12 protein-coding genes and 2 pseudogenes are annotated in these 23,861 nt (G+C 70.5%); 3 read left to right on the top strand and 11 right to left on the bottom strand.

The window, feature by feature from the left end; all coding sequences use genetic code 11:
- The 6 genes and pseudogenes from GWK61_RS34780 to GWK61_RS34755 form a co-directional block, all read right to left on the bottom strand.
- A pseudogene (locus GWK61_RS34780) lies at window positions 1-399 on the bottom strand (hypothetical protein); the annotation flags it as partial.
- Between the two features lie 5 nt (window positions 400-404).
- The gene (locus GWK61_RS34775; protein ID WP_194915943.1) at window positions 405-938 is read right to left on the bottom strand and encodes a SigE family RNA polymerase sigma factor; all 534 of its coding nucleotides are present in this window, start codon (window positions 936-938) and stop codon (window positions 405-407) included.
- 110 nt (window positions 939-1,048) lie between these two features.
- Entirely contained in the window at window positions 1,049-1,699 is a 651-nt protein-coding gene (locus GWK61_RS34770) for a hypothetical protein (protein ID WP_194915942.1), read from the bottom strand.
- Window positions 1,700-1,707: 8 nt separating this feature from the next.
- Window positions 1,708-2,400: a hypothetical protein gene (locus GWK61_RS34765; RefSeq protein ID WP_194915941.1), complete on the bottom strand. Its 693-nt coding sequence runs from the start codon at window positions 2,398-2,400 to the stop codon at window positions 1,708-1,710.
- 15 nt (window positions 2,401-2,415) lie between these two features.
- Window positions 2,416-7,107 (bottom strand): DUF6531 domain-containing protein, encoded by a 4,692-nt coding sequence (locus tag GWK61_RS34760; protein WP_228563441.1) that lies wholly within the window; start codon window positions 7,105-7,107, stop codon window positions 2,416-2,418.
- 127 nt (window positions 7,108-7,234) lie between these two features.
- Window positions 7,235-8,668 carry an MDR family MFS transporter gene (locus GWK61_RS34755; protein WP_194915940.1) on the bottom strand — a complete coding sequence of 478 codons (1,434 nt, stop codon included), beginning with the start codon at window positions 8,666-8,668 and terminating at the stop codon, window positions 7,235-7,237.
- 273 nt (window positions 8,669-8,941) lie between these two features.
- Here GWK61_RS34755 and GWK61_RS34750 point away from each other — a divergent pair, with 273 nt between their 5' ends.
- Entirely contained in the window at window positions 8,942-9,457 is a 516-nt protein-coding gene (locus GWK61_RS34750) for a TetR/AcrR family transcriptional regulator (protein WP_194915945.1), read from the top strand.
- A gap of 74 nt (window positions 9,458-9,531) precedes the next feature.
- Here the strand turns inward: GWK61_RS34750 and GWK61_RS34745 are convergent.
- The 5 genes and pseudogenes from GWK61_RS34745 to GWK61_RS34725 all read right to left on the bottom strand — a co-directional run.
- Window positions 9,532-9,747, bottom strand: a pseudogene (locus tag GWK61_RS34745) (DUF308 domain-containing protein); the annotation flags it as partial.
- Between the two features lie 103 nt (window positions 9,748-9,850).
- Window positions 9,851-11,518: a tannase/feruloyl esterase family alpha/beta hydrolase gene (locus tag GWK61_RS34740; RefSeq protein ID WP_194915938.1), complete on the bottom strand. Its 1,668-nt coding sequence runs from the start codon at window positions 11,516-11,518 to the stop codon at window positions 9,851-9,853.
- A gap of 222 nt (window positions 11,519-11,740) precedes the next feature.
- On the bottom strand, window positions 11,741-14,491 hold the full coding sequence (locus GWK61_RS34735; protein WP_194915937.1) for an AAA family ATPase: 2,751 nt from the start codon (window positions 14,489-14,491) through the stop codon (window positions 11,741-11,743).
- 52 nt (window positions 14,492-14,543) lie between these two features.
- Complete coding sequence (locus GWK61_RS34730; RefSeq protein ID WP_194915936.1) at window positions 14,544-15,989, bottom strand: aldehyde dehydrogenase; 1,446 nt, start codon at window positions 15,987-15,989, stop codon at window positions 14,544-14,546.
- 159 nt (window positions 15,990-16,148) lie between these two features.
- A complete protein-coding gene (locus GWK61_RS34725) occupies window positions 16,149-18,047 on the bottom strand; it encodes a putative Ig domain-containing protein (protein WP_194915935.1) in 1,899 nt (632 codons plus the stop codon).
- Between the two features lie 569 nt (window positions 18,048-18,616).
- Here GWK61_RS34725 and GWK61_RS59995 point away from each other — a divergent pair.
- Both GWK61_RS59995 and GWK61_RS34715 read left to right on the top strand, forming a co-directional pair.
- Window positions 18,617-20,851, top strand: a complete 2,235-nt coding sequence (locus GWK61_RS59995) for a hypothetical protein (RefSeq protein WP_323747895.1) — start codon at window positions 18,617-18,619, stop codon at window positions 20,849-20,851.
- 279 nt (window positions 20,852-21,130) lie between these two features.
- A partial coding sequence (locus tag GWK61_RS34715) for an AAA family ATPase (RefSeq protein ID WP_194915934.1) occupies window positions 21,131-23,861 on the top strand: 2,731 nt, incomplete at its 3' end.

The following is a 23,861-nucleotide window of genomic DNA, read 5'->3' as shown; positions in this document are numbered from 1 at the left end:
GCCGGGCAGGGTGTTCGTGTTCGGTACGGGGCTGTGCAGCTTGGGACCTGTTGGCGTCGCGGGCGGTGTCGTCCACGGCAACGGCTGCGGGAGACGCGAGGTCGTGGTGTCGGCTGCGGCTCCGGCTGCCGCTGCCGATCCGGAGCCCGGGGTCTGAGCGGATGACGTGCCGCCGTGCCCTATCTCGCCGCTGATCCCGACCGCCGCGCCCAGGACGGCGACGACCGCCAGCGAGGTGCCGATGGTGGTGCGCCGCTTGCGGTCGCGGGCGATCGCGGGGCCGAGCGGGCCGTAGGGGTCGGCCGTGCGCGGGGTCGCGGCCGCGGTCGCGTGCAGGCTGGTGACCAGCTCTTCGGTCAGGGCTCTGTCGTGCTCGTCGATCATGATGTCCTCCGTCATCGGGGTTACCCGGCTCTCCGTGTCGTCGCCGTGGCCTGTTCGGCCGCGGCCTCCGTCCCGAGGTGGCTCCGGAGCTTGGCCAGGGCTCTGGAGGTCTGGGACTTGACGGTTCCGACGGAGCATCCGAGGACCTCGGCGGTCTCGGTCTCCTTGAGGCCTTCCAGGAAGCGCAGAACGATGATCGCCCGCATGCGCGGCGGCAGCGTGAGCACCGCGCGCCACACCTGGTCGCGGCGGTCGACCGTCTCGGTGTCGTCGGACACCGCCACCTCCGGCACGAACGCCACCGGCCGCTCGGAGCGGTGCGAGAGGCGCCGCCACCACGACGCGTTCAGGTGCACCACGATCTGCCGCGCATAGTGCTCCGGCACATCCCGCCGCTGGATCCGGGGCCACGCACGGTACGTCCGCACCAGCGCCGTCTGCACCAGATCCTCGGCCCGCGCGTAGTCGCCGGTCAGGACATAGGCCGTGCGCACCAGCCGATGCCGACTGTCGATCACGAACCTTCGGAAGTCTTCTTCCTGCTCCGCCCGCACGCGCGCGCCCCTTCGCCGTTCATATCCGGCCTCTGCCGGACACCGTCAGGAGCCAGAGCCCTTGAGGCGGTGGGAAGGTTGGCTCGCGGGTGGGAAACGTTGGGTGGTTCTTATTGGCCGGCGGCGATGATCTCTGCAACTCGGGCGCGATAGGCCTGGCCGAGTGCGAGGGAGGCTGGGGCGGCGGCGAGTTCGGCGAACTGCTCCGGGGTGATCGGTTCGCCGAGCGCGGTCACGGCTTCGAGGTCGCGGGACTGGCAGGCTGTCTCGGCTTCATGCATGCCGAGTTGGCTGGCGAACGAGTAGAAGGCGTGATCAAGCGCCGAGCGTGCGTGCTTGAGATCCTGAAGCGTCCAGGCATCGCGGAGGCAAGCGATCGAGATGGCGGCGCCTCGGAAGTAGCCCTCGGACCCGCCTGGGTTCTCGGTGGGGAAGTCGTCGGAGCCGAGGATCTCCTCCAGCCGTGCGCTGACCTCGGTGGTGATGGTCTTCGTCGGCGTGGACAGTAGGTACGCCTGATTCATGCGTTCCGCAGACTGGATCAGCTTTCGGAACTCATCGTCGCGCAGGTCGCCGATAGCGGTGGTCCGGCGGGCGGCCAGCGCAGCGACGACCGCAGCTTGGTACGGCGTGCAGCCCGCGATGCGCTCATCGATCCCGGCGGCCCGGCGAGCGTTCAGGACGGCAGCGGCCCTCGCCTGCCTGGCGGCCTGCTCGGCGCGGATCCGGTCGAGCTCGGACGGATTGTCGGAGGCGGTCATCGCCGGTCCTACCGACCTGCTGCGATGATCTCCGCCACTCGTGCCCGATACGCCTGCCCGAGTGCGATCGAGGCCGGGGCGGCGACCAGCTCGTCGAACTGCTCCACGCTGATCGGCTCGCCGAGTGCGGTCACGGCGTCGAGGTCGGCGGACTGGCAGATCGTCTCCGCCTCGTCCAGCGGCGCGGCCGGGGGCGTCGGGAGGTGTCGGCCGAGCTTGTTGGCGAACTTGTAGGCGGACGAGAGTGCCGAGCGCGCGTACTTGAGATTCTGAAGCGTCCAGACATCGCGCAGGTAGGCGATCGAGATGGCTGCCTTCATGAAGTAGCCCTCGGACCCGCCCGGGTCGTCGGCGGGGAAGTCCTCGGAGCCGAGGATCTCCTCCAGGCGCGCGCTGACCTCGGCGGTGACGGTCGTTGCCGGCGCGTTCACCAGGTACGCCAGATTCATGCGCTCCGCGGCCTGGATCAGCTTCCCGTACTCCTCGAAGTCCTCCTCGGCCTTGGGCAGTTCGCCGACGGCCGTGGTTCGCCGGGCAGCCAGCGCGACGACCACCGCCGCCTGGTAGGGGGTGCAGTCCATGATGCGCTCGTCGATCCGCGCGGCCTGGCGCGCGTCCATGCCGACGGCGATCCTCGCTTGTTCGGCGGCCAGGGAGGCGCGGATCTGGTCGAGCTCGGACTCGTTGTCGGAGGCAGTCATCGTCAGGTCCTTTTCCTACCAGGTGAACATGCTCTGGCCGTAGAGCCAACCGCCGCTCTTGCCGCTCGCCAGCCTCTGGTTGGTCTGGACGGCGTTCTTGCCCACCGGGGGTTGGAATTTGGTCCGTGTTTCGGGACCGACCAGGGTAGCGGTGCCGACCTTAGCATCGAACGGCGTGTGGACGACCGAGTTCTGACACCACGGACAAACCGGACGGTTCGCCGCCCCGCCGAGCGGTGTCCAGCCACGATCACGGATCGTGTTCAGGGCAGTGGTCTCCGCGTGGTTCTCCAGCTGGGTGGCGCCGGTGAACGGGTCGGCGGGCATCTCGTTCTTGAGACTGCCGCTCTTGCCCAGTGCCGCCATGATGTCGGGGTCCAGCGGCCCCTCCCCGCTCCAACCCACCACGTGGTGGATGTCGCCGTTCTTGTCCATCGCCCGGATGATCGCGATGCTGTTGTTCCTCTGCTCATACGGAGCGTCCAGCATGCCGTGCAAGGCATCCGTCCGATCCTTGATCTGCTGCAGCGCGGTCATGCACAGCAGCCCGAGCGGGTCCGCCTCGACCAGCGGGTTCGCCACGTAAGCCTGGTCGTTCGGCGCGGGGGCCAGGCCGAGCGGGTCCGGGCTCAGGTAGGAGCCGCGCTCGGGGTCGTAGTAGCGCTGGACGTTGTAGTGCAGGCCGGTCTCGGCGTCGTAGAACTGGCCGGGGAAGCGTAGGGGGCAGTCGGTGTCGTGGCCTGAGGACGTCGCGATCGGTGTGCCGTACAGGCTGGTTGTGGTGTGCCAGTCGATGGAGCCGTCCGGGGCGACCAGCTCCGTCGGGGTGCCGACCAGGTCGGTGACGATGGTGTGGAACGCCTCGTCGATCGTCTCCTGCGGGGCGTCCGCGGCCCAGGAGCGGCGGCGTTGCGCGACCGGGCGCCAGCCGTCGCCGAGTTCGTAGTCCCACACCAGCGCGGTGCGCAGGCCGTCTGGGGTCTCGGTGACCTGCTCGACCAGGCGGTCGCCGTCCCAGGAGAACGTCACGCGCTCCGCCGGCGTGCCGTCGGCGGCCAGGCGGGCCTTGCCGGTGCGGCGGCCCGAGGGATCGTACGTGTACTGCCATACCGTGCCGTCCGGCAGCGTCACCTGCGACATCCGGTCGTCGGAGTCCCAGGTGTAGTGCCATTCGCGCCGTTGCCCCGACAGCGTCTGGCGTAGGGCGCGGATCGTGCGGCCCTGCGCGTCGTAGTCGTAGTGCGTGCGGCCGGTGCGGCGGATTCGGGGGCCGTCGAAGGCCGGGGTCTCGGGGCCGTCGTCGCCGGCGCCGCGCTGGATCGACTGCGCGACGTTCCCGGACGTGTCGTAGCTGTACGCCTCGCTCCAGCCCGGAGCCTGGACGGTCGTGACGCGCCCAGCCGGGTCGAGTTGGTAGCGCCGGGTGCCGCGCAGCGAGTCGCCGACGGTTACGGGCACGCCGTCGGCGCGGTACGAGTACGAACGCTCGAACAACACAGACGGAGCCGCGACAGCCGTACCGCCGGCGAACCCACCAGCGGATTCGCCAAACGACCCACCAACCGAACCGCCAGCCAGCGCGCCGACGATCCGCTGCCCCGCCAGCCGCCCCACACCATCGAACTCCTGCATCAGGCGCGCGCCGCCGTCCACGGTCCGCACCGTCTCGCGCCCCGCGTCGTCGAAGTCGAACGCCAGCGCCCGCCCGGAGAGCATGAGCGTCGCCCGCCGGACCTCCGGGTCGAAGTCCCACTCCGAGACCGCCCCGGAGGGCGTGATCCGGCCGATCCGCCGCCCGGCCGCGTCGTAGTCGAAGATCGTGCTGCGGCCGTCGACGGTCTCGGTGACCGGACGGCCCGCCTCGTCGTAGGTGTACGCGACCGCGGAACCCGGCCCGGCGGCGTTCAGCAGCCGGCCGGCGACGTCGTAGTCGTAGACCGTCTCGCCCTCGTCCGCCCGCTGCCGGACCACCTGCCCCATGGGGTTCCGCTCCAGGCGGACGACCTGGCCGGCGCCGTTGACCCGCGCCGCGAGCTGCCCGACCGCGTCGTGCGCGTACCGCTGCACGCGCCCGGTGAAGTCGCGCTCGCCGGTCAGGTTGCCGGCCGCGTCGTGCTCGTAGTCCCAGGTCCGCCCGGCCGGGTTGGTGACGCGCACCAGCTTCAGCTCGGTGTCGTAGGTGAAGGCGTGACGGACCCCGGCGGCGTCGGTGCGCGCGACGACCTTGTCGAAGGGGCCGTATTCGGTGCGGGTCACCGCCCCCAGGCCGGTGACGTGCTCGATCACGTGCTGTTCGAGGTCGTAGGTCCAGGTCGCGGTCCCGGTGTCGGACGTGGTCCGGCGCAGCGGCCGGCCCTCGACGGTGAACTCGGTGGTGACGACTTCGCCGTCCGGACCGAACACCTCGGCGATCCGGCCGAAGGCGTCGCGCCGGATCCGGGTCACGGCGCCGGCCGGGTCGACGACCTCGACCGGGAGCCCGGCGCCGTCGTTGGTGACGCGGGTGGTCTGGCCCAGGGCGTCGGTCGATTCGGCCACGGCGCCGCGCTCGTCGTAGACGAAGGCCGAGGCGGCGCCGGCCGGGTCGGTGACCGTGGTGGTGTTCCCGCGGTCGTCGTAGGTGTACTGCCAGGCGGTACCGTCGGGCAGCGTCACCTGCAGCGGCTGTGCGGGACCGGCGAACTCGCCGGTGATCTCGGTCCCGTCCGCCCTCAGGACGCGCACCGCATTGCCGTGCCCGTCGTACTCCCGCCGCGTGGTGCGGCCGATCGCGTCGGTGCCCCCGATCAGCAGGCCGCGCTCGTCGTATTCGGTGATCAGGGTGCTGCCGAGCGGATCGCTGATCGCCACGACGTTCCCGGACTCGTCGTACCGGTAGACGCATGCCTGGCCCAGCGAGTCGGTGACCGTGTTCGCCTGGGCGTCGACATCGTAGACGAACGTCGCGGACAAGTAGCCGCCGTCGCCGCTGCCGCGCACGACCCGGCCGTCCTCGCCGTATCCGTAGACGTAGCGGTAGCCGAGGCGATCGGTCCACGCGGTGATGCGGTCGGCGTCGTCGTGCTCGTAGCGGAACGGCTCGCCGGTGGAGTCCACGACGCCGGTCAGGCGGCCGGGCTCGTCGTACTGGAAGCTGCGGACCGTGACGCCGTCCTCGGAACCGTCGAGGACGCGTATTCGGCTGACCCGCAGACCGCCGTCGGTGGCCGTCGTGTCGATGGCCACGCGGTAGCCGCCGCTGTGCTCGACACCGGTCGGATTCCCCTGGCCGTCGCGCAGGAAGTCGACGCGGTTGGCGTTGCGGTCGGTCAGCGCCATCAGGTCCCTGATCTGGCCGTCCTCGCCGGCGAAGTGCGCCACCGGGAAGTGCATGACCAGGCCGGTGGCCGGTGTGGTGATGCGTATCTCGTCGGTTTCGCGATCCCACTCCAACGGCCAGCGCGCGCCGTGGACCGGCACGACGGTCTGCCCGGGAACGGGAATCGGGTAGTTCAGGACCTGCGCGTCGTCGCCGGTGAGGTGGATGCCGGCGGCGTTGACCGACAGCCGTATATCAAGGGTCGAAGACCAGCCGGGGCCGAACAGGCGGCCGACCTCGTAGCCGGAGGAGTAGGAACGGCGCAGGAACAACGGCAGCACGCCGGGCAGGACCAGATCGGTATCAGAGGTCAACATCCGGCCGGAGACGACGTCCACCGGGTCGCCGCCCTCGCAAGCCAGCTTGTTGCCGCGGCTGCCGATCTTCTCCAGCAGCTGGCCGCCGTACTTGTCCATCAGCTTGCCGCCGACCTTTTCGACCGCCTTCCCGCCGACGAACTGCAGGCCCAGCATCCCCACGCCCATCAGGGCGTCGCCCCAGTGGCCCTGCATCGCGTCGCCGGCGATCTGCATGCCGGTGCCGACCAGCGCGATGATGTTGTCGGCCTCGGCCAGGGCGGCGGTGATGACGTCGACGCCCGGGATCCAGGACGTGGCCAGGGCGAGGATGTCGAGGATGGGGGCGATCTCGTTGGCGATGTCGGCGATCTCGCCGCCGATGTCGGCCAGGGCCTCGCCGACGTGCTCCCACCAGTGCTTGTTGTGGATGCCGTCGGATTGCGCGTGGTGCAGAGCGCCGGCGCAGGTCTTGGCGGCGCTGATGCGGTCGTTGTAGGCGTCGTTGGCCTGCTTGGTCAGGTCCGCCATGCGGGCCTTGGCGTTGGTCAGGTTGGTCTGCGCGGTGGTGTGCGCGTTCTGGGCGTCGGTGACCGCTTGCGGGTTGGGGCTGGCGGCGTGGTTCTGTTGCGCCGTCTTCAGGTCGGCGGCGGCGTTGGTGGCTGTGGTGGTGGCGCGTTGCAGATCGGCGTTCGCGTCCTGGGCCTGACGCAGGGCACTGTCAGCCTTCGACTGCGCGGCTTGCAACTGCGGCGCGTAGGCGTTCAACGCGTCGGAGGCCTCGCTGTAGGAGGTGTACAGCTTCTGCAGCCGACCCGGCAAAGGGCCGAACTGGCCCTTGAACGCATCAGCGGTCTGACCCACCCACTCCAGCGCCGCCGCGTCCGAACCGAACGAGTTCAGACTCCGATACGCCGACTCCACATCGTGGGCGAAGTCCCCGAACTGCTTCGCCAGAGCCTGCACCGACTCGACCACACCCGGAGTCGGATCCCCATCCAGCCCCAGAATGTCCCACCCAGACGGACGCGCCACCTCTGTTCGACCCCCCATGAATGGGCTCAATGCCCCGTTTTATAACAAACCCCTGTCACGCTCCCTCGGCTGAGGATCTTATCCGGCGCGCCAATACCCTGAAAGGCCCTAGTGGGAGGTGGTGACGAACGTCGCGACCGAGGTCTCACAGGTCCGTTGTCTTCCGAGCGGGCTTGAGGAACAAAGCGAGCCCGATACCGACCGCCAGTGCAGGGGCGATCCACAGGTAGCCGGTGGCCGTCGCGTGGGCGAAGGCGTTCAGCGCGGTGCCGCGCAAGGCGTCGGGCAGCTGGCTGACGCTGTCGGGGCGAGCGGCGTTGAATCCGCCGGTGGTCGGCAGGTTCCGGGTGCGGTCGGCGAAGCCGGTGTTCAGCAGGGTGCCGAAGATGGCGACGCCGAAGGCCGCGCCGATGGAGCGGGCGAAGGTGACGACGGCGCTCGCGGCGCCCAAATCGGCGGCCGGCACGCTGTTCTGCACGGTGGTCAGCACGACCATGGGGATCATGCCGATGCCGATTCCGGTGATCAGGAAGTAGACGCTCAGGACCGGAGTGCTGGTGGCGGCGCCGATGGTGCTCAACAGGAGCAGCCCGGCCAGGTTCGCCGTCAGGCCCGCCAGCAGGATCGCCCGCAGCCGTTCCACGTGCGCGGCCCAGCGTCCGGCCAGCGACTGGCTCACGACCAGGCCGGCGACCAGCGGCAGCATCGAGACGCCGGAGAGGGTGGCCGACACGCCGTGCACGATCTGGAGGTAGGTCGGCAGGTAGACCAGCACCGAGAACATCGCGGCGTTGGCGAAGAACGCGATCAGCGAGGAGAAGACGACGGTCCGGGAGGCGAGCATGGCCGGCGGCAGCACCGGGGCGGCGACGCGGCGCTCGACCGGCACCAGCACCGCGGCCAGGCCGACGGTCGCCACGATCAGCCCGGTGATGGCCGGCGAGCTCCAGCCCCAGCGCTCGCCGAAGGACGTGATGAGCACCAGGCCGGTGGCGATGCCGGCCAGGATGAGCGAGCCCAGGTAGTCGATGCGTGCCTTGGCGCCGCGGGTCGCGGCCGGGAGGGCGCGCGCCGCGATGGCCAGCGCCACGAGGCCGACGGGCAGGTTGATCAGGAAGGCCCAGCGCCAGGAGAGGTGGTCGGTGAAGACCCCGCCGAGCAGCGGCCCGACGATGCTGGCCACGCCGTAGACCGAGCCGAACATGCCCTGGTAGCGGCCCCGCTCGCTCGGCGCGACGATGTCGCCGACCAGGGCGAAGGTCAGCACGATCATGCCGCCGCCGCCCACACCCTGCAGCACCCGGGCGCCGATCAGCTCGATCAGGTTCTGTGCCAGGCCGCAGGCTGCCGACGCGACCAGGAAGGTGGCCGTCGCCGCCAGGTAGAGGCGCTTGCGGCCGAACATGTCGCCGAGCTTGCCCCACAGCGGGGTGACGGCCGTCGACGCCAGCAGGTACGCGGCGCTGACCCAGGCGATGTCGGAGAACCCGTTGAGATCCCTCGCTATTCGAGGCAGGGCCGTCGAGACGATCGTCTGGTCCAGGGACGCGAGCAGGACTGCGAGGACCAGGGCGGACATCGCGAGGGCGACGCTTCCCGATCGCGCTGGTGGCACTGATGGCACTGGTGGCACTGGTTGCGCTGGTCGCGGTGTGAGGAGTTGTTGGGTTTTCGGCATCAGCCGCGCCTCTCTGCGAGTCGGTTACTGTCACATCACTGTAGCACTTATGAAGTGATAAGCCACCCAGGGGTGGCTATAGGTGTGGCAGACTCCACAGCGGGACCTAGAATCGATGCCGTGAGAGCCGACGCAGCACGCAACCTGGAAGCCGTCCTGACTACCGGAGCCCGCATGCTCGCCGAAGACCCGGGGGCGAGCATGGCGAGCATCGCGGCGGAAGCGGGCGTGGACCGTCGCACGCTCTACCGGCGCTTCGCCTCGCGCGAGGAACTTCTGGAAGCGGTCTACGAGGCCCGGCTGGAGGCCATCGGCCAGGCCATCGGGGACGCCCGGTTGCGCGAGGCGCCGGTGGCGGTCGCCCTGCACCGCTATGTCGAGAACATCATCGAGGTCAACCGGACCTGGCCGGTCGACCTCGCGCTCATGCTCGGCACGGAGGACGTCCGCCAGCGGCGCGACGCCTATGTCGCCGAGGTCGACACCTTCTTGCAGCGCGCCACGGACGAGGGCCTGCTGCGCGCCGGGTTCCCCGACGGTTGGATCAGTGATCTGTTGCCCTCGTTGATGAAACTGGTGGTCCAGCGGCTGCCGGAGCTGAGTCGCGGTCAGGCGGCGGATGTCGTGGTCGACACGCTGCTTCGCGGCGTCGGGGCAGAAGCGTCGGCGCATAGAAGCGTCGGTGCATAGAAGGCGTTAGGGCATAGAAAAGCCGGGGCCCGCTCCATCCAGGAGCGGGCCCGACTCTTGCTGCGCGCCTCGGTTCAGACCGGCTGAACCGCACCCCGGCGCGCCTTCCAGGCCAGCAGGCCGGCCTGGGCGATGAAGAAGATCGCGCCGCCGGTGGCGTAGACCGACAGGACCGACAGCGTCGGCTTGTGGCCGGCGGCCTGGGCGGCGTAGAAGATGCCGACGATGAACGACAGCCCGCCGGACACCAGCGTCGGGACCTGCCTGTGCGCTGTCGGACGCCGCCGCCGCTGCCGAATGCCTCGCGGTCATGGTCTTCATGGCCTACTCCTTTTCCTTCCTCGACCTACGTCTTCGACGCTTCTCGGGTAGTCGGCGTCCGGGGCGTCCGGCTCAGTACCGCGAGGCCGGCACGCAGCGGAAGCTGCTCGCCGAGGTCGGGTCGCCGTGGCCGGTGTAGTGGGACACCATCGGGTAGCGGCAGACGTCGCGGGCGACGGTCTGGCCGGTGGCGGTGGGCAGGGTGGCGTGCAGGACGCTCGGGGCCTGGCCGTGCTCGACCCAGGTGGTCAGGGCCGCCATGTCGTCGACGCCGCCGCCCTGGAGGCCGCAGTGCGCCACGCCGGGAGCCAGGAACACGCGGTAGAAGTCGTCGACCTTCTTGGTGCCGCCCATCAGGGCGTCCACGCGCTGGCGGTAGTCCACGGTGCCCGCGGTCGGGATCAGCTGGTCGGCGTCGCCCTGCCAGGTGATCAGCTTGCCGCCGGCGTTGCGGAAGGCCGACAGGTTCGGGTTCGACGTACCGATGACCGAGTCGTACTCGGCGCGCGCCTTCTGGAAGATCTGGTCGAACTGCTTGTAGGTCAGGTTCGCGGAGCTGAAGCCGGGCTGCTTCTGCACGAAGTTGGCGACCCACTGCGCCGGGACGATGAACGGCGAGCCGCTGGTGACGCCGGAGGCGTCGGTGGTGCTGGCCGCCAGGTAGTCGAAGGACGCGCCGACCGGCAGGCCGTACCAGAGCCGCCTGCCGGCGGTGTCGCGCGGGCCGTCCCAGATCTTGCGGACCACGTCGGCGTCGGCGGCGGTGATGGTGACCTGCTTGCCGTCGCACTCGACCTTGGTGCCGACCAGGCGGCGCGGGTCGAAACCGCACTTGTTCGGGTCGCTGATCAGGCCGTCGACGACGCCGTCGAGCTTGTCGCAGGCCTTCACGGCGGCGGCGTTGAAGGCGTTGAACTCGCAGCCGGTCGGGTAGGTGTGCTCCTGGTTCATCACCACCTGCGGCCACAGCGTCGCGACCTCGAACTGGTTCCAGTTGATGGCCGGGGCGTCGGCGTTGATGCCGTTGTAGTCCGTCGGGTACTTCTGGGCTTCCATGTAGCCCTGACGGCCGCCGGTGGAGCAGCCGTTGAAGTAGGAGTAGGACGCGGCGTGGGTGTAGACGTCGGCCACCACTTCCTTGCCGACGAGCGTCATCTCGTGCACCGAGCGGGAGGCGAAGTCGGTCAGCGCCGCGGTGTTGATCTTGCCGTTGGCGGTGAGCGCCCAGCTGGAGTTCAGGCCGCTGGTGTCCACGCCGGCGTCGGTGGTGGCGGCGGCGTAGCCCTGCTTGACGGCGGTGGCCACGTTGCCGATCTGGCCGGCGGCGTACGCGGCGCCGCCGACACCCTGGAACCGGCCGTTCCAGCCGGTCTGCGGCAGCCAGACCTGCACCGTGGCGTGGTCGTTCGCGCCGGGGTGGGTCAGGGTGACGGTCACCTCGCAGTGCGCCGGGACGTCCGGGATCGGGAAGCCGCCGAGCGGGGGCGTGCCGGGGACCTGGTAGGTACCGGCCGGGACGGTGCTCGCCGTCACCGACTCCACGACGGCGCCGGCCGGTGCCGGGAGCTGGAACGCGGAACAGGTGAACGCGGACGGGGTACCGGCGGCCGCGGCCGCGGCAGTGACCGGCTGGGCTGCGGCGTCGGCGGGCTGCGCGGACGCGCTGACCGGTGCGTAGACGGCGCCGACCAGCGCCAGCGGGACACCGGCGACCGCGAGGGTCAGGAGGCGTCGATTCATGGTCTCTCCTCGGATTCGGGGTTGCGCCATCACTGTGGCCAGCGCGGGCCGGGCCGCACATCAGTCACGTGACGCTCAGTCGCTGAGGGGCGCGAGGGCGTCCGAGGGCCGGCGTGAAGCGGAGTCACATGACCGATGTGGCCGCAGCGCGTCGGGCGCGACAGTGGGGACCGCCCGATCCACAGCACTGTTCCGATTCCTTGGAGTGTGAGGCGTCAGGCGTCAAGACGAGGAAAGAACTCCGTCGAGCTCGCGCCGTGAGGAGAGGTTCAGCTTGGTGAACACCTTGCGCAGGTGCCACTCCACGGTGCGGGGACTGAGGAAGAGTTGGGCGCCGATCTCAGCGTTCGAATGTCCTGCCACCACCAGCCGCGCGATCTGCGTCTCCTGCGGGGTCAGAACCGGCGCGCCGACGGTGCGTCTGCGGACGGTCTCGCCGGTGGCGAGCAGTTCACGGCGGGCGCGTTCGGCGAACGCCTCCATGCCCATGGTCGTGGCTGCGTCGTGGGCGGCGCGCAGTTCTGTTCGGGCTTGTGCGCGCCGGTTCTGGCGGCGCAGCCACTCGCCGAGCAGCAGTCTGGTCCGGGTGTGGAGGACTCCGAGGCCGCCCTGGTCGAAGTGGTCGATCGCTTCGCGGTAAAGGGTTTCGGCGCGGGTGCTCTCTTCGGCCAGGGCCTCGGCGAGTGCCTGTACGCCCTGAGCCCAGGACGTGCTGGATGCGCTCGACGTGCCGGCCTGAGTCCAGTCGGAGAGCCGTTCACGCGCCTCGGCCGCCGGAGCTCGTTCGCCGGTGCGCGCGGCGGCTTCGGCGAGTTCGGTGAGCGCCCAATGGTGCAGCGCAAAGTCCTGATACTCCAGGGCTGTGCGGGCCGCCTTCAACGCGAGCGGATAGTTGCCGAGGCCGTTGTAGAGCGCGGCCTTGGCGCACTCCGCCACGCCGAGCAGCCGTCCCAGACCGCGCTGCTCGCCGTCGCGTTCCAGGGCCTCGATCAGGCCCACCGCCGATCGTTCCTCGCCTCGGTAGGCACCGAGCATCGCCGGAGCGATCACCGACGTGCGCAGCCCGATCGCTTCCTCGGCAGCCGTGGCCGCCACGCTCACGTCACGGGCTTCGGCGAACCTGCCGGCGTGGATCAACGCGATCGTCCGGTAGGTCAGCGCGGTGGGAAGGATCGACAGGGTGCCGGTGGCCCTGGCAAGAGTGGCCGCGCGGTCCGTGATGCTCAGGATCGTCTGGAGATCTCCCACCTCCACGCCGGCGGCCACCGCCAGCCACAACGCCCCCGGTTCCCCGTCAGCGGCATAGCTGTCCAGCACCTGGCGCAGGAACGGACGCGCCGCAGCCGGACCGTCGGTCGACCAGGTGACGAAGGCCCGCAGGAAGGCTCCCGCCGTGTCCTCGCCAGGCGGCAGATCGCGTGCCGTTTCGACGGCCTGCCGCAGGCTGTCGCGATCGAGCCGGCCGGCCCACATCGCCGCCCCGAGCGCCGACAGGCAGGTCTCGGTCGGATCGAGGTCCCGGAGCCGGGCGGTCGCGGCCAGCAACGGCTGCACCGCGCCGCGTCCGGGGCTGATCATGTACGACGCCTTGGCCCGCAGCCGCGCGGCCTCCGCCTGCTGCCCGGAATCCACCGCTCCCAACTCGGCGGCGGCGAGCAGATCCGGGACGCGGGCCGGGGCCCCTGCGGCCAGATAGGCCGATGCGGCCGCCAAGGCGCGTCGGGCTCGTTCCCGTGGCTCCGGCGTCAGTGCGGCGGCGCGTTCCAGGAACGATGCGGCCGCGGCCCGGCCGCCGCGCGCCAGGGCGCGATCCGCCGACGACTCCAGCGCGGTCGCGACGTCCTCGTTCGGTCCGACGGCCGCATGGGCTCGGTGCCACGCGCGGCGGTCGGGATCGCGCTCGGCGTCGGTGGCTTCGGCGAGCGCGCGGTGCACGGCGCGCAGCGTGGCGGCGTCGGCGCTGCGCCAGACCGCCGAACGCACCAGAGGGTGACGGAACCGTACGGGAGCCCCCAGCTTGAGCAAGCCCGCTGATTCGGCCAGTGCCGCAGCGTCAGGCTCGACGCCGAGCAGCCTTAAGGCGCGCCAGAGCAGGGGTCCGTCGCCGACCGGCTCGACCGCAGCCGTCAGCAGCAGAGTGCGGGTGTCGGTGGGCAACGCCTCGACACGGCGCCGGAACCTCTCCTCGACCCGAGCAGTCAGCGGGGCGAGACCGGGACCGCCGAAACCGCCGAAGCCGAACGCCAGCTCGGCCGACGACAGCCCGCGCGGCAGCTCCAGCAGGGCGAGCGGGTTTCCGCCGGTCTCGGCGATGATCCGGTCCCGGACCCGGTCGTCCACCAGCCCGGGCAACGCCGAGTCGAGCAGGGCCCGGGCGTCCGCGTCGGAAAGGCTGCTCACGGGCAGCTCCGGCAGGCCGGTGACGCCCTCCTCCGGATCGGAGACGCGTTCGGCGAAGACCAATGCGACTGATTCGGCGTCCAGACGGCGTCCGACGAAGGTGAGGATCCGTTGGGACATAAGGTCCAGCCACTGTGCGTCGTCGACCAGACACAGCAACGGCGATTCGGTCGCCGCCTCGGAGAACAGCCCGAGGACGGCCAGCCCGACCAGCAGCATCTCCGGCGGATTGCCCGCGCTCAGGCCGAAGGCGACGCGCAGGGCTTCTTGCTGCACCTGCGGGATCCGATCGATGTGTGACAGCAGCGGAGCGCAGAGGCTCTGCAACGCGGAATAGGCGAAGTCCGACTCGGCCTCGACTCCGGCTGTGCGCACGGTCTGCATCCGCACCCGCGGCGCTTGGGCGGCCAGGTAGTCGAGCAGTGCGGACTTGCCGATGCCGGCCTCGCCCCGGAGAACCAAGACCCGGCTGCGCCCTGCGCGTACCTCACGGAGAACGCGGTCCAGCTCTTCGCGTTCTCGGTTCCGTCCGAGCAGTCGGTCAATCGCGGCCTGCGAGGGTTTGTCTTGCATCGGTGCCATCCTACGAACAGCGCCGATCGGCCGCAGACCTGCGAGAACGGTTTCAGACAGTGACGGTCTTGTATTCCGTGTAGGCGCCGAGGCCGACCGCGCCGTACTCCCGGCCGACGCCGCTGGCCTTGAAGCCGCCGAACGGGCCGTCGAAGCCGATGGAGGCGCCGTTGATCGTGACCGTCCCGGTGCGGACGCGGCGGGCCACGGCCAGCGCGTGCTGCTCGTCGGTGGACCAGACGCCGCCGGACAGGCCGTACTCGGAGTCGTTGGCGATGCGGACGGCGTCATCCTCGTCGTCGTAGGGGATGACGACCAGGACCGGCCCGAAGATCTCCTCCTGCGCGATCCGCATGGAGTTGTCGACGTCCGCGAACACGGTCGGCGTGACGTAGTTGCCGCCCTCCAGGCCCTCGGGGATCTGCGGGCCGCCGGTGACCAGGCGGGCGCCTTCCTCGATGCCGAGCCGGATGTACTCGCGTACGCGCTCCTGCTGGTCGGGCCGGATCATCGGGCCGATGAAGGTCTCGGGGTCGTTCGGGTCCCCGACCTTCAGCGATTCCACGAGCTCCTTGAGCGCGGTGACCACCTGCTCGTAATGGCTGCGCGGCGCCAGGATCCGGGTCTGCGCGATGCACGACTCGCCGTTGTTGAGCAGGGAACCGAACTTCACCCCCGCGACGGCGCGCGCGATGTCGGCGTCGGGCAGGATGATCGCCGCCGACTTCCCGCCCAGCTCCAGGCTGACCCGCTTGAGCTGCTCGCCGGCGATCGCGGCGATGCGGCGGCCGGCGCGCGTCGAGCCGGTGAAGGCGATCTTGTCGACGTCCCGGTGCGACACCAGGTATTCGCTGGTCTCGCGGTCTGCCGGCAGGACACTGATGACGCCTTCGGGCAGGCCGGTCTTCTCCAGCAGTTCCGCCAGGAACGCCATGCTCAGCGAGTTCTCCGGAGACACCTTCAGGATCACGGAGTTTCCGGCGAGCAGCGAAGGGATGATCTTCGAGGTCGCCGAGGAGAACGGCGAGTTCCACGGGATGACCGCGGCCACGACGCCGACCGCCTCGCGGCGCACCACGCTGCGCACCGCCGACGTCGGGTCGGAGGGAGCCAGCGTTTCCTCCCAACCGAACTCCCGCGCCGCGGTGAGGTAGGCGTTTGCCTGGCGGCTGAGCCCCGGCTGTCCGGCGCGGGTGAACCAGCCGGCCGAGCCGTTCTCCAGCGAGATCAGGCGCGCGATGGCGTCGGCGTTCTGCTCGCGCAACGCGTTGAACCGGCGCAGAACCTCGATCCGCTCGGCTGGCGGGGTCTGGCGCCACGCGCCGGACTCGAACGAGGCCCGGGCCGCGGCGACCGCGCGGTCGATGTCCGCGGGCTGGGCTTGCGCGGCGCGGCCGATCACCGACCGGTCGTGCGGCGAGGTGATGTCGAGCAGTTCCGGATTGCTCGGCTCGACCCAGGAACCCCCGATGAAGAGCTTGGTGTGGACGGTGACCATGACGGTGCCTCTCTCGGCGCGGAATCAACTGTCACATCACTGTAGCATTTTATGGTGAGACAGGCGCATCGGAGAGGCGAATAACCCGAGCGGCCCGGCCCCCAATCGGGGGCCGGGCCGGTTCAAGCGGCTGTTTCAGAAGGTCAGAAGGTCAGGAGGTCACGAGGTCGCCACGTCGTCGTACTTGGTGAACGTGGGGTCGCCCGGGTAGTTGTCGTCCTTGCTGACCAGCGTCAGCGTGTAGCTGTGGCCGGCGGTGATCGAGGCGGTCACCTGCTTCCAGCCGGAGCTGGAGACGCAGGTCTTGGCCAGCACCGTCTTGGTGGTGCCGGCGGTGTTGTCCTTCAGCGTGGCCGTGGCCCAGTCGTATGTCACGGTGTCCGGGCAGGTCACGTTGTACCAGAAGGCCAGCTTGCTGTTGCCGGTGCCGGCCTTGAAGGTCTGGGCGATGCTGGAGGTGTTGCTCGGGCTGGTCGAGCCGACCATCGCCGCGTACGTGCCCGAGTGCGGGCCGGAGGTGGTCACCGAGGTGACGCCGCTGGTCGTCCAGCCGGACAGGCTGCCGGTCTCGAAGCCGCCGTTGACCACGGCGTTGCCGCCGCCGCCGGAGGTGCCGACGGTCCAGGAGAAGCTGGTCGAGCCCGAGGCGGGAGTGGAGTCGCTGGCGGTGACCGTCGCCGAGCCGCTGGCCGCGGTGGTCGGGGTGCCGGAGATCAGGCCGGACGAGGAGATCGACAGGCCGGCGGGCAGGCCGGTGGCCGAGTAGGTCAGAGTCTTGCCGGCCGAGGAGCTGGCCGAGACCTGCAGGCTGACCGGGGTGCCGACGGTCCAGGACTGGGACGGGATCGAGGTCACGGTGATGGTGTCGGTACCGCCGCCGCCGTGGCTGATGATCGCGTGCGACAGGTCGCACTCGTTGGTGTCGTTCGACCACGACGCCTGCTCGGCGTAGGTGCCGTAGGAGCCGAAGGAGACGTTGCCTATGCCGCCGGCGGTGCCGGGGGAGAGCCACGCGCACTCGTCGGAGTTTTCCTGGCCGTTGTAGGACGAGCCGGTGTTGTTGGTCCAGCCGCCGGCGGGGTTCTGGTCGGACATCATCTCGTGCCACTCGTGGCCCATGGTGATGGTGTAGCCGTCCAGGGTGCCGGGGGAGTTGATGAAGCCCACGCCGCAGCCGGCGCCGGAGTCCATGTTGTACGGCTGGTTGGAGAAGGCGATGTCGCCGTAGGGCGAGCTCACGGCGCCACCGGTCAGGGTGCTGTCACCGTTGTAGTCGTGCCACGCGCAGTACTGGCCCTGGTAGTTGTCCGGGTTGGTGCCGGTGGGGGACAGGATCACGTAGTAGGCGTCGCGGTTCGAAGCCGCGGACGTGTTTCCGAAGTGTGCGGCGGCGTTGACCGACTCCTGGCCCAGCTGGTGGCCGGACGCGGCGCTCGGGGAGGCGCCGGAGTTGTCGTACCAGACGCCGGCGAGCACGCCGCCGGACTGGTAGTTGATGTACTGCGAGGCAGGGAGGTTCGTCGGGCAGGCTACCGCGCCGGTGGTCACACCCGCGCCGTCGCACCACTGCGTCAGGTCCGCGGACCAGGTTTCGCTGTTGGTGCCGATGCCCTTGAACATCTGCTGGGCGACCGAGGCGCCGCCGTCGGGGTCGCCGGAGAAGGTCGCGTTGCCGTTGGAATCCGTGCCCTGCGTCCCCCACTGGTTGCCGTAGAAGACCAGGTAGACCTTGCTCTTGCCGCCGTCCTGCACGCCGATGCCGTCGATGCCGCCGCCGTAGGACAGCGTCTCCGGGCCGGTCGCGGCCTGCGGCGAGGCGTGCTGGGTCGCCCACGCCTTCATCTTCTGGTTCTGCTGGACGGTGGGGACGGCGCCGTGGCGGTACGGGTGCCCGTACTGCGGCGAGTAGGGGTCGGCCACGGTCGAACCGTGGGCCTGCGTGGACGGCGAGGCCATGGCGGCCGCGGTCCCGGCGACGCCGAGCGCGGCGCACGCGGTGATGGCGAACGCGATGCGCGCCGTCTTGCGGCGCACGGCGTTCCTGGAGGGTTGGGACACTTCGGTGTCTCCTCGATCTCGGATGGTGCACTGGCGATGTGGGTGGCGCAGTGGAGCCGAAATCAGGGCACGCACATCGGCGGCGCAAGGGGTGTTGCGAGCCGAGGTGTGGGCCGGGTCGAAACGGGTGCGCTTGGTGTCGCTTGGTGTGTTGTGGGCGGGAAGTGTGGAATCGCTTCACCACCTGACCGGGAAACGTAGGCCCGACAAGCGGTGTCGTCAACGGGCATCGGTGGTGACCAGCTCATCGCGTCCGGCGCCCGTGTTGCGCGGAGATGTCCGGGCCGCGACATGCTCCGGCCGCGGATCGAAGCCGGATGTAGCAGAACCTTGACTCTCTGCGACGGCGTATCTAGCATCCGCCGTGCCCGCGCCGTTCGCGGGGATCTCTGTTGTGCCCGACGCGCCGCCCCGTGCCGCCGACGATGTCGAAAGGGGTGTTCAACTACGGCAGTCAGTGGGGGTCCGACGCCGCCGACCACGCTCATCCCCGCAGTTCATCCCATATGTCATCCCCGGATGTCATCCCCGCCGGACGGGAGTCCGCCCGGCTCCAGTAGGGAGTCACTGTGCGCCATCGTCCCCCGCGCCCGCTGCGCAGCAGACTGCTCGCCGTCGTCTCGACGGTCGGGCTGATGTTCCTCGGCACCGCGGCCGCCGGCACCCCCGCCTCGGCCGCCACCTCGATCACCAACGGCGGTTTCGAGGCCGGGAACCTGTCCGGCTGGACCGCCACCGGCGTCACCTCGGTCACCACCACGAACCCGCACTCCGGCACCTACGCCGCGATGGTCGGCTCGACCAGCCCGAGCAACACCTCCTCGATCGCGCAGTCGTTCACCGCGCCGGCGACCAGTCCGTCGCTGTCGTTCTGGTACGACGTGACCTGCCCGGACACCGTCCAGTACGACTGGGCCACCGCGACGCTGAAGGACACCACGTCCAACACCACGACCACGGTGCTGCCGAAGACCTGCGTGAACCCGAGCTCGGGGTGGAAGCAGGTCACGAAGACGCTGACCGCCAACCACAACTACACGCTGACGTTGACCAGCAAGGACGACAACTACCCCGGCGACCCGACGTACACGCTGTACGACGACGTCACGCTCTCCGGCGGCGTCCCGACCAACGACTTCTCGATCGGCGACAGCCCGGCCTCGGCCGCCGTGAACCCCGGCGCGTCGGCGACCTCGACCATCTCCACCGCCGTCACCTCCGGCAGCGCGCAGAGCGTGACACTGTCCACGTCGGGCCTGCCGTCGGGTGCCTCGACGACGTTCTCGACCAACCCGATCACCGCCGGCGGATCCTCCACGATGACGGTCGCCACCACCTCCAGCACCCCGGCGGGCACGTATCCGATCACCGTCACCGGGACCGGCGCCTCGGCCACCCACACGACCACGTTCACCTTGACGGTGAACGGCACGGGTCCGTCGCTGCAGAAGGTCTCCACCGACCCTTACACCGACACCGACGCCCAGCACGCCACCGAGGTCGAGCCGGACACGTTCGCGTACGGCAGCACGGTCGTCGCGGCGTACCAGGTCGGCCGGGTCTTCGGCGGCGGTTCGTCGAACCTGGGCTGGGCCACCTCCACCGACGGCGGCAGCACCTGGACCAACGGCTTCCTGCCCGGCATCACGGTCAACCAGGGCGGCAGCTATTCGCAGGTCTCTGACGCCTCGGTCGCCTACGACGTGAAGCACAACACCTGGATGGTCGCCGGCCTGCCGATCGACTCCTCCGGCAACGCCGCGGGCATCCTGGTGAACCGGTCCACGAACGGCGGCACCACCTGGACCAACCCGGTCAACGCGATCGGCTTCGACGGCCAGGGCTACGACAAGCAGTGGATCGTCTGCGACGACACGTCCACCAGCCCCTACTACGGGAACTGCTACATCGAGGCCGACAACACCTCGGCCGGCAACGCCGAGCTGATGGCCACCTCCACCGACGGCGGCCAGACCTGGGGCGCGGCGAAGAATCCGGCCGGCGGCCCGTCCGGGCTCGGCGGGCAGCCCGTGGTGCAGCCGAACGGGACCGTGATCGTGCCCTTCTCCACCAACGGGTCCGCCATCGAGGCCTTCACCTCGACCAACGGCGGCTCCAGCTGGGGCGGCGTCAACACCGTCTCCTCGGTCAGCGTGCACTCCGCCAACGGCAGCCTGCGCGACGGCTCCGGCCTGCCCTCGGCCGAGATCGACTCCTCGGGCAAGGTCTACGTGGCCTGGCAGGACTGCCGGTTCCGCTCCGGCTGCCCGGGCAACGACATCGTGATGTCGACCTCCACCAACGGCACCAGCTGGTCGGCGGTCACCCGGATCCCGATCGACGCGGTCACCTCCGGCACCGACCACTTCATCCCGGGCCTGGGCGTCGACCACGCGACCTCCGGCAGCACCGCGAAGCTCGGCCTGTACTACTACGCCTACTCCAACGCCAACTGCACCACCGCGACCTGTCAGATGTCAGTGGGCTACATCTCCTCCGCCGACGGCGGCAGCACCTGGAGCACCGCGCAGACCGTGGCCGGCCCGATGACCATGGCGCAGATCGCCAACACCAGCCAGGGCTACATGGTCGGCGACTACATCTCCTGCTCGGTCGTGAACGGCAAGGGCGTGGCCCTGCTCGCGGTCGGCAAGAACCCCACCAACGGCCAGGCCTTCGACGAAGGCATGTACACCGTCGGCGGCGGCCTCGCGATGCGCGGCGGCCCGGTCCGGGCAGACACCGGACCGGTCTACGCCGCGCCCCAGCACGTGAGGGCGCCGGCGCTCAGGGCCCTGATGTAGGGCCCTTGGCGAAGCCTGCTCAGGCAGGCTGAAGGGCGGCCGTGTCCATCGCTGCCGATGATGGACACGGCCGCTCGTGAGCGGATCTTCAGCAGGGACCTGTGTCAGCTGCCGATGGCCTGCGGGTAGGTGAAGAAGCCGGCCGGATCGTAGATTCGGCGAGCGTTTCGGCGAGCGAAGGGGACTTCCTGAGGACTGGTACGGCGTTCGGCCCATATGGACCCACTGCGTCGTGTAAGAGTTCGGATACGCACGGGCAGGACCGGGAGGGCGCGGGCAGTGCTTTTAGGACGCGATCAAGAGTCCGCGCGGGTCGAGGAGGCGCTGGACCGGGCGTGCTCCGGCAGCGGGGAGATCCTGCTGCTGCGGGGCGATCCGGGCATCGGCAAGAGCGTGCTGCTCGCGCGGACGGTCGAGGGGGCCGCGGAGCGGATGCTCGTGCTCCAGGCCTGCGGGTTCGAGACCGACGCGGAGATCGGATACAGCGTGCTGGCCGATCTGTGCCGTCCGCTGGGCGCCGAGATCGCCGAGCTGCCGGAGCTGCTGCGCGAGGCGCTTCAGACCGCGACCGGCGCGGCCGTGGGCAGCGGCGAGGGCAGCAGCGCGTTCGCCGTCGGGCGGGCGTTGACGGTCCTGCTGCAGAACGTGGCCGCCCACCAGCCGGTGCTCATCGCCCTGGACGACGGGCACTGGGCCGACGAGGCCTCGGCCTACGCGCTGGCGTTCGCGGCGCGGCGGCTCGGGGACGCCGCGACCGCCGTGCTCATCACGCTGCGCAACGGCGAGCCGAGCGTCTTCGACGGCCTGGACGCGCCGTCGGTGGAGCTCTCGCCGCTGGAGCGCAAGGCGGCCGAGGCCTTGATCGGCGCGGAGGCCGCGCGCCGGGTCGGGCCGCGGATGGCCGAGCACATCCACCGCGCGGCCCAGGGCAACCCGCTGGCGCTGCTGGAGTTGGCCGACGCCGCGCTGAGCGGGCGGCTGGACCCGGACGACGACCAGGTCGTGCCGTCCGGGCCGCGGCTGGAGCACGCCTTCGCCACCCGCCTGCGGCGGCTGCCGGAGCGCTGTACCAGGGCCCTGATGGTGGTGGCGACCAGCTTCACCGGCGGGCTGGCCGAGACCGCCGGGGCGATGGCGCGGCTCGGGATGTCGGAGTTCGACCTGGACATGGCGCGGATGGAGCACCTGCTGTGGGAGGACGGGGACCGCTGGCAGATGCGGCACCCGGTGTTCCGCTCCGTCGCCTACCAGCACTACCCGGCCGCCGAGCGGCGCCGGGCGCACCGGGCCTTCGCCGACTGGCTGGCCGACAACGGCGGCGGGGTCGGCGGGACGTTCCTGGCCGACCAGCGGGCCTGGCACGCGGCCGCGGCGGCGGTGCCCGGCGACGAGGCGGCGGCCACGGCGGCGGCGCTGCTGGCCGAGGCGGCCGACGCGGCGCGCTCCCGTGGCGCGCTGGCGGCGGCCCACCGGGCGTACCTGCGGGCGCGGGAGCTCAGCGCGGAGCCCGAGACCAAGGCCGCGATGTCGATCGGCGCCGCGGAGTGCGTGCAGGTGTCCGGCGACGTGGAGACCGCGCAGGTCCTGGCGCGCGAGGCGTTGCGGTACTCGTGCTCGCCGGCGGTGGCCAACGCGGCGAACCGGGTTCTGCACCAGATCACCCTGGCGCGGGCCGGTGCGGAGGAGGTGCTGGAGCTGTTCGAGGCCGACGCCGACGCGCTGGGCGCGCACGAGGCCGACCTGGCCGCGTCGTACCTCGGCGCGGCGGCGGCCACCGCGATCACCGCGACCCGGCTGCACGACACGCTGCGGCTCAGCGCGAAGGGCGTCGCGCTGACTCCTTCGGGCGTGGGCACCGGCGCCGCCGCGGCTCGCACGATCAGCGCTTTCGGGCTGGTCAGCAACGGCTGTGCTCCCGAGGCGGCGCGGGTCATGGCCGACTACTTCCCGGCGTTCCGCGAGGTCGATCCCTGGCGTCAGAGCTTTGAGACGGTCGGCGTCACCGGGATGGTGCTGGTCTGGCTGGGCATGATCGGGCAGGCCGGGGAGTACCTGACGCGCACCGCGCGCCTGCTGCGCCAGGCCGGCGCCGAGGAGCACCTGCCGCTGCTGCTGATCCCGCAGATCCTGCTGGCCATCCGCAAGGGCGACCTCGCCGCCGCGCACGAGGCGGCCGAGGAGTCCCGGCGCCTCGGCGGCGAACTCGGCCAGCGCCAGGTCGCCCCGCTCGCCGTGGCGCTGGCGGCGCGCCTGGCCGCGGTGCGCGGCAGCTTCACCCGGGCCCTGGACCTCGCGACCACGACCGAGCAGCTGACCGAGGCGACCGGCGCGAGCTTCTACCGGGACATCGCGAACACCGCCGTGGGCTCCGCCGACCTGGCGCAGGGCCGCTACGAGGAGGCGGCGGCGGTGCTGGCGGGCGTCCGCGAGCGTCTGCACGCCGGCGGGATGGTCGAGCACAGCCTGTTCATGCCGACGTTCGGCGACTACATCGAAGCGCTGATCCGGCTCGGAGCCGACGACCGGGTCCGCGCCGAGGTGGCCGAGGAGCTGCCGCGCGCCGAAGGCGGAGGGCTGCCGGCGTCGCTGGCGGTCGTCTACCGGTGCCAGGCGCAAGCGCTGCCGCCGACGAAAGCAGGGCCCTGGTTCGACCGGGCACTGGCCGCGCACGCGGACTCGGTCGACGCCCTCGAGCAGGCGCGGACCCAGCTGGCCTACGGCCGCTTCCTGCGCGAGAACGCCGAATCAGCCGCCGCCGGCCGACTCCTGACGGCGGCCGCCACGGCCTTCGGCGCGATGGGCGCCGACCCATGGCTGGAGGAGACGGAGACCGAACTGGACTTGCTGGTCCTGCCGGGCGAGCTCTCGGGCACGAAGCTGGCCCGGCAGGAACGGCGCGTCATGCGGCTGGCGGCCGAAGGCGCGACGAACGGCCAGATCTCGGAGGCCCTGGGCATCGCGCCGCACATCGTGGACCAGTACTTGGAGCAGGTGCTGGACAAGCTGGGCG

Origin of the sequence: Catenulispora rubra (assembly GCF_015356825.1) — a bacterium.
GTDB lineage: Bacteria > Actinomycetota > Actinomycetes > Streptomycetales > Catenulisporaceae > Catenulispora > Catenulispora rubra.
This window is presented reverse-complemented; position numbering and strand designations above follow the sequence as displayed.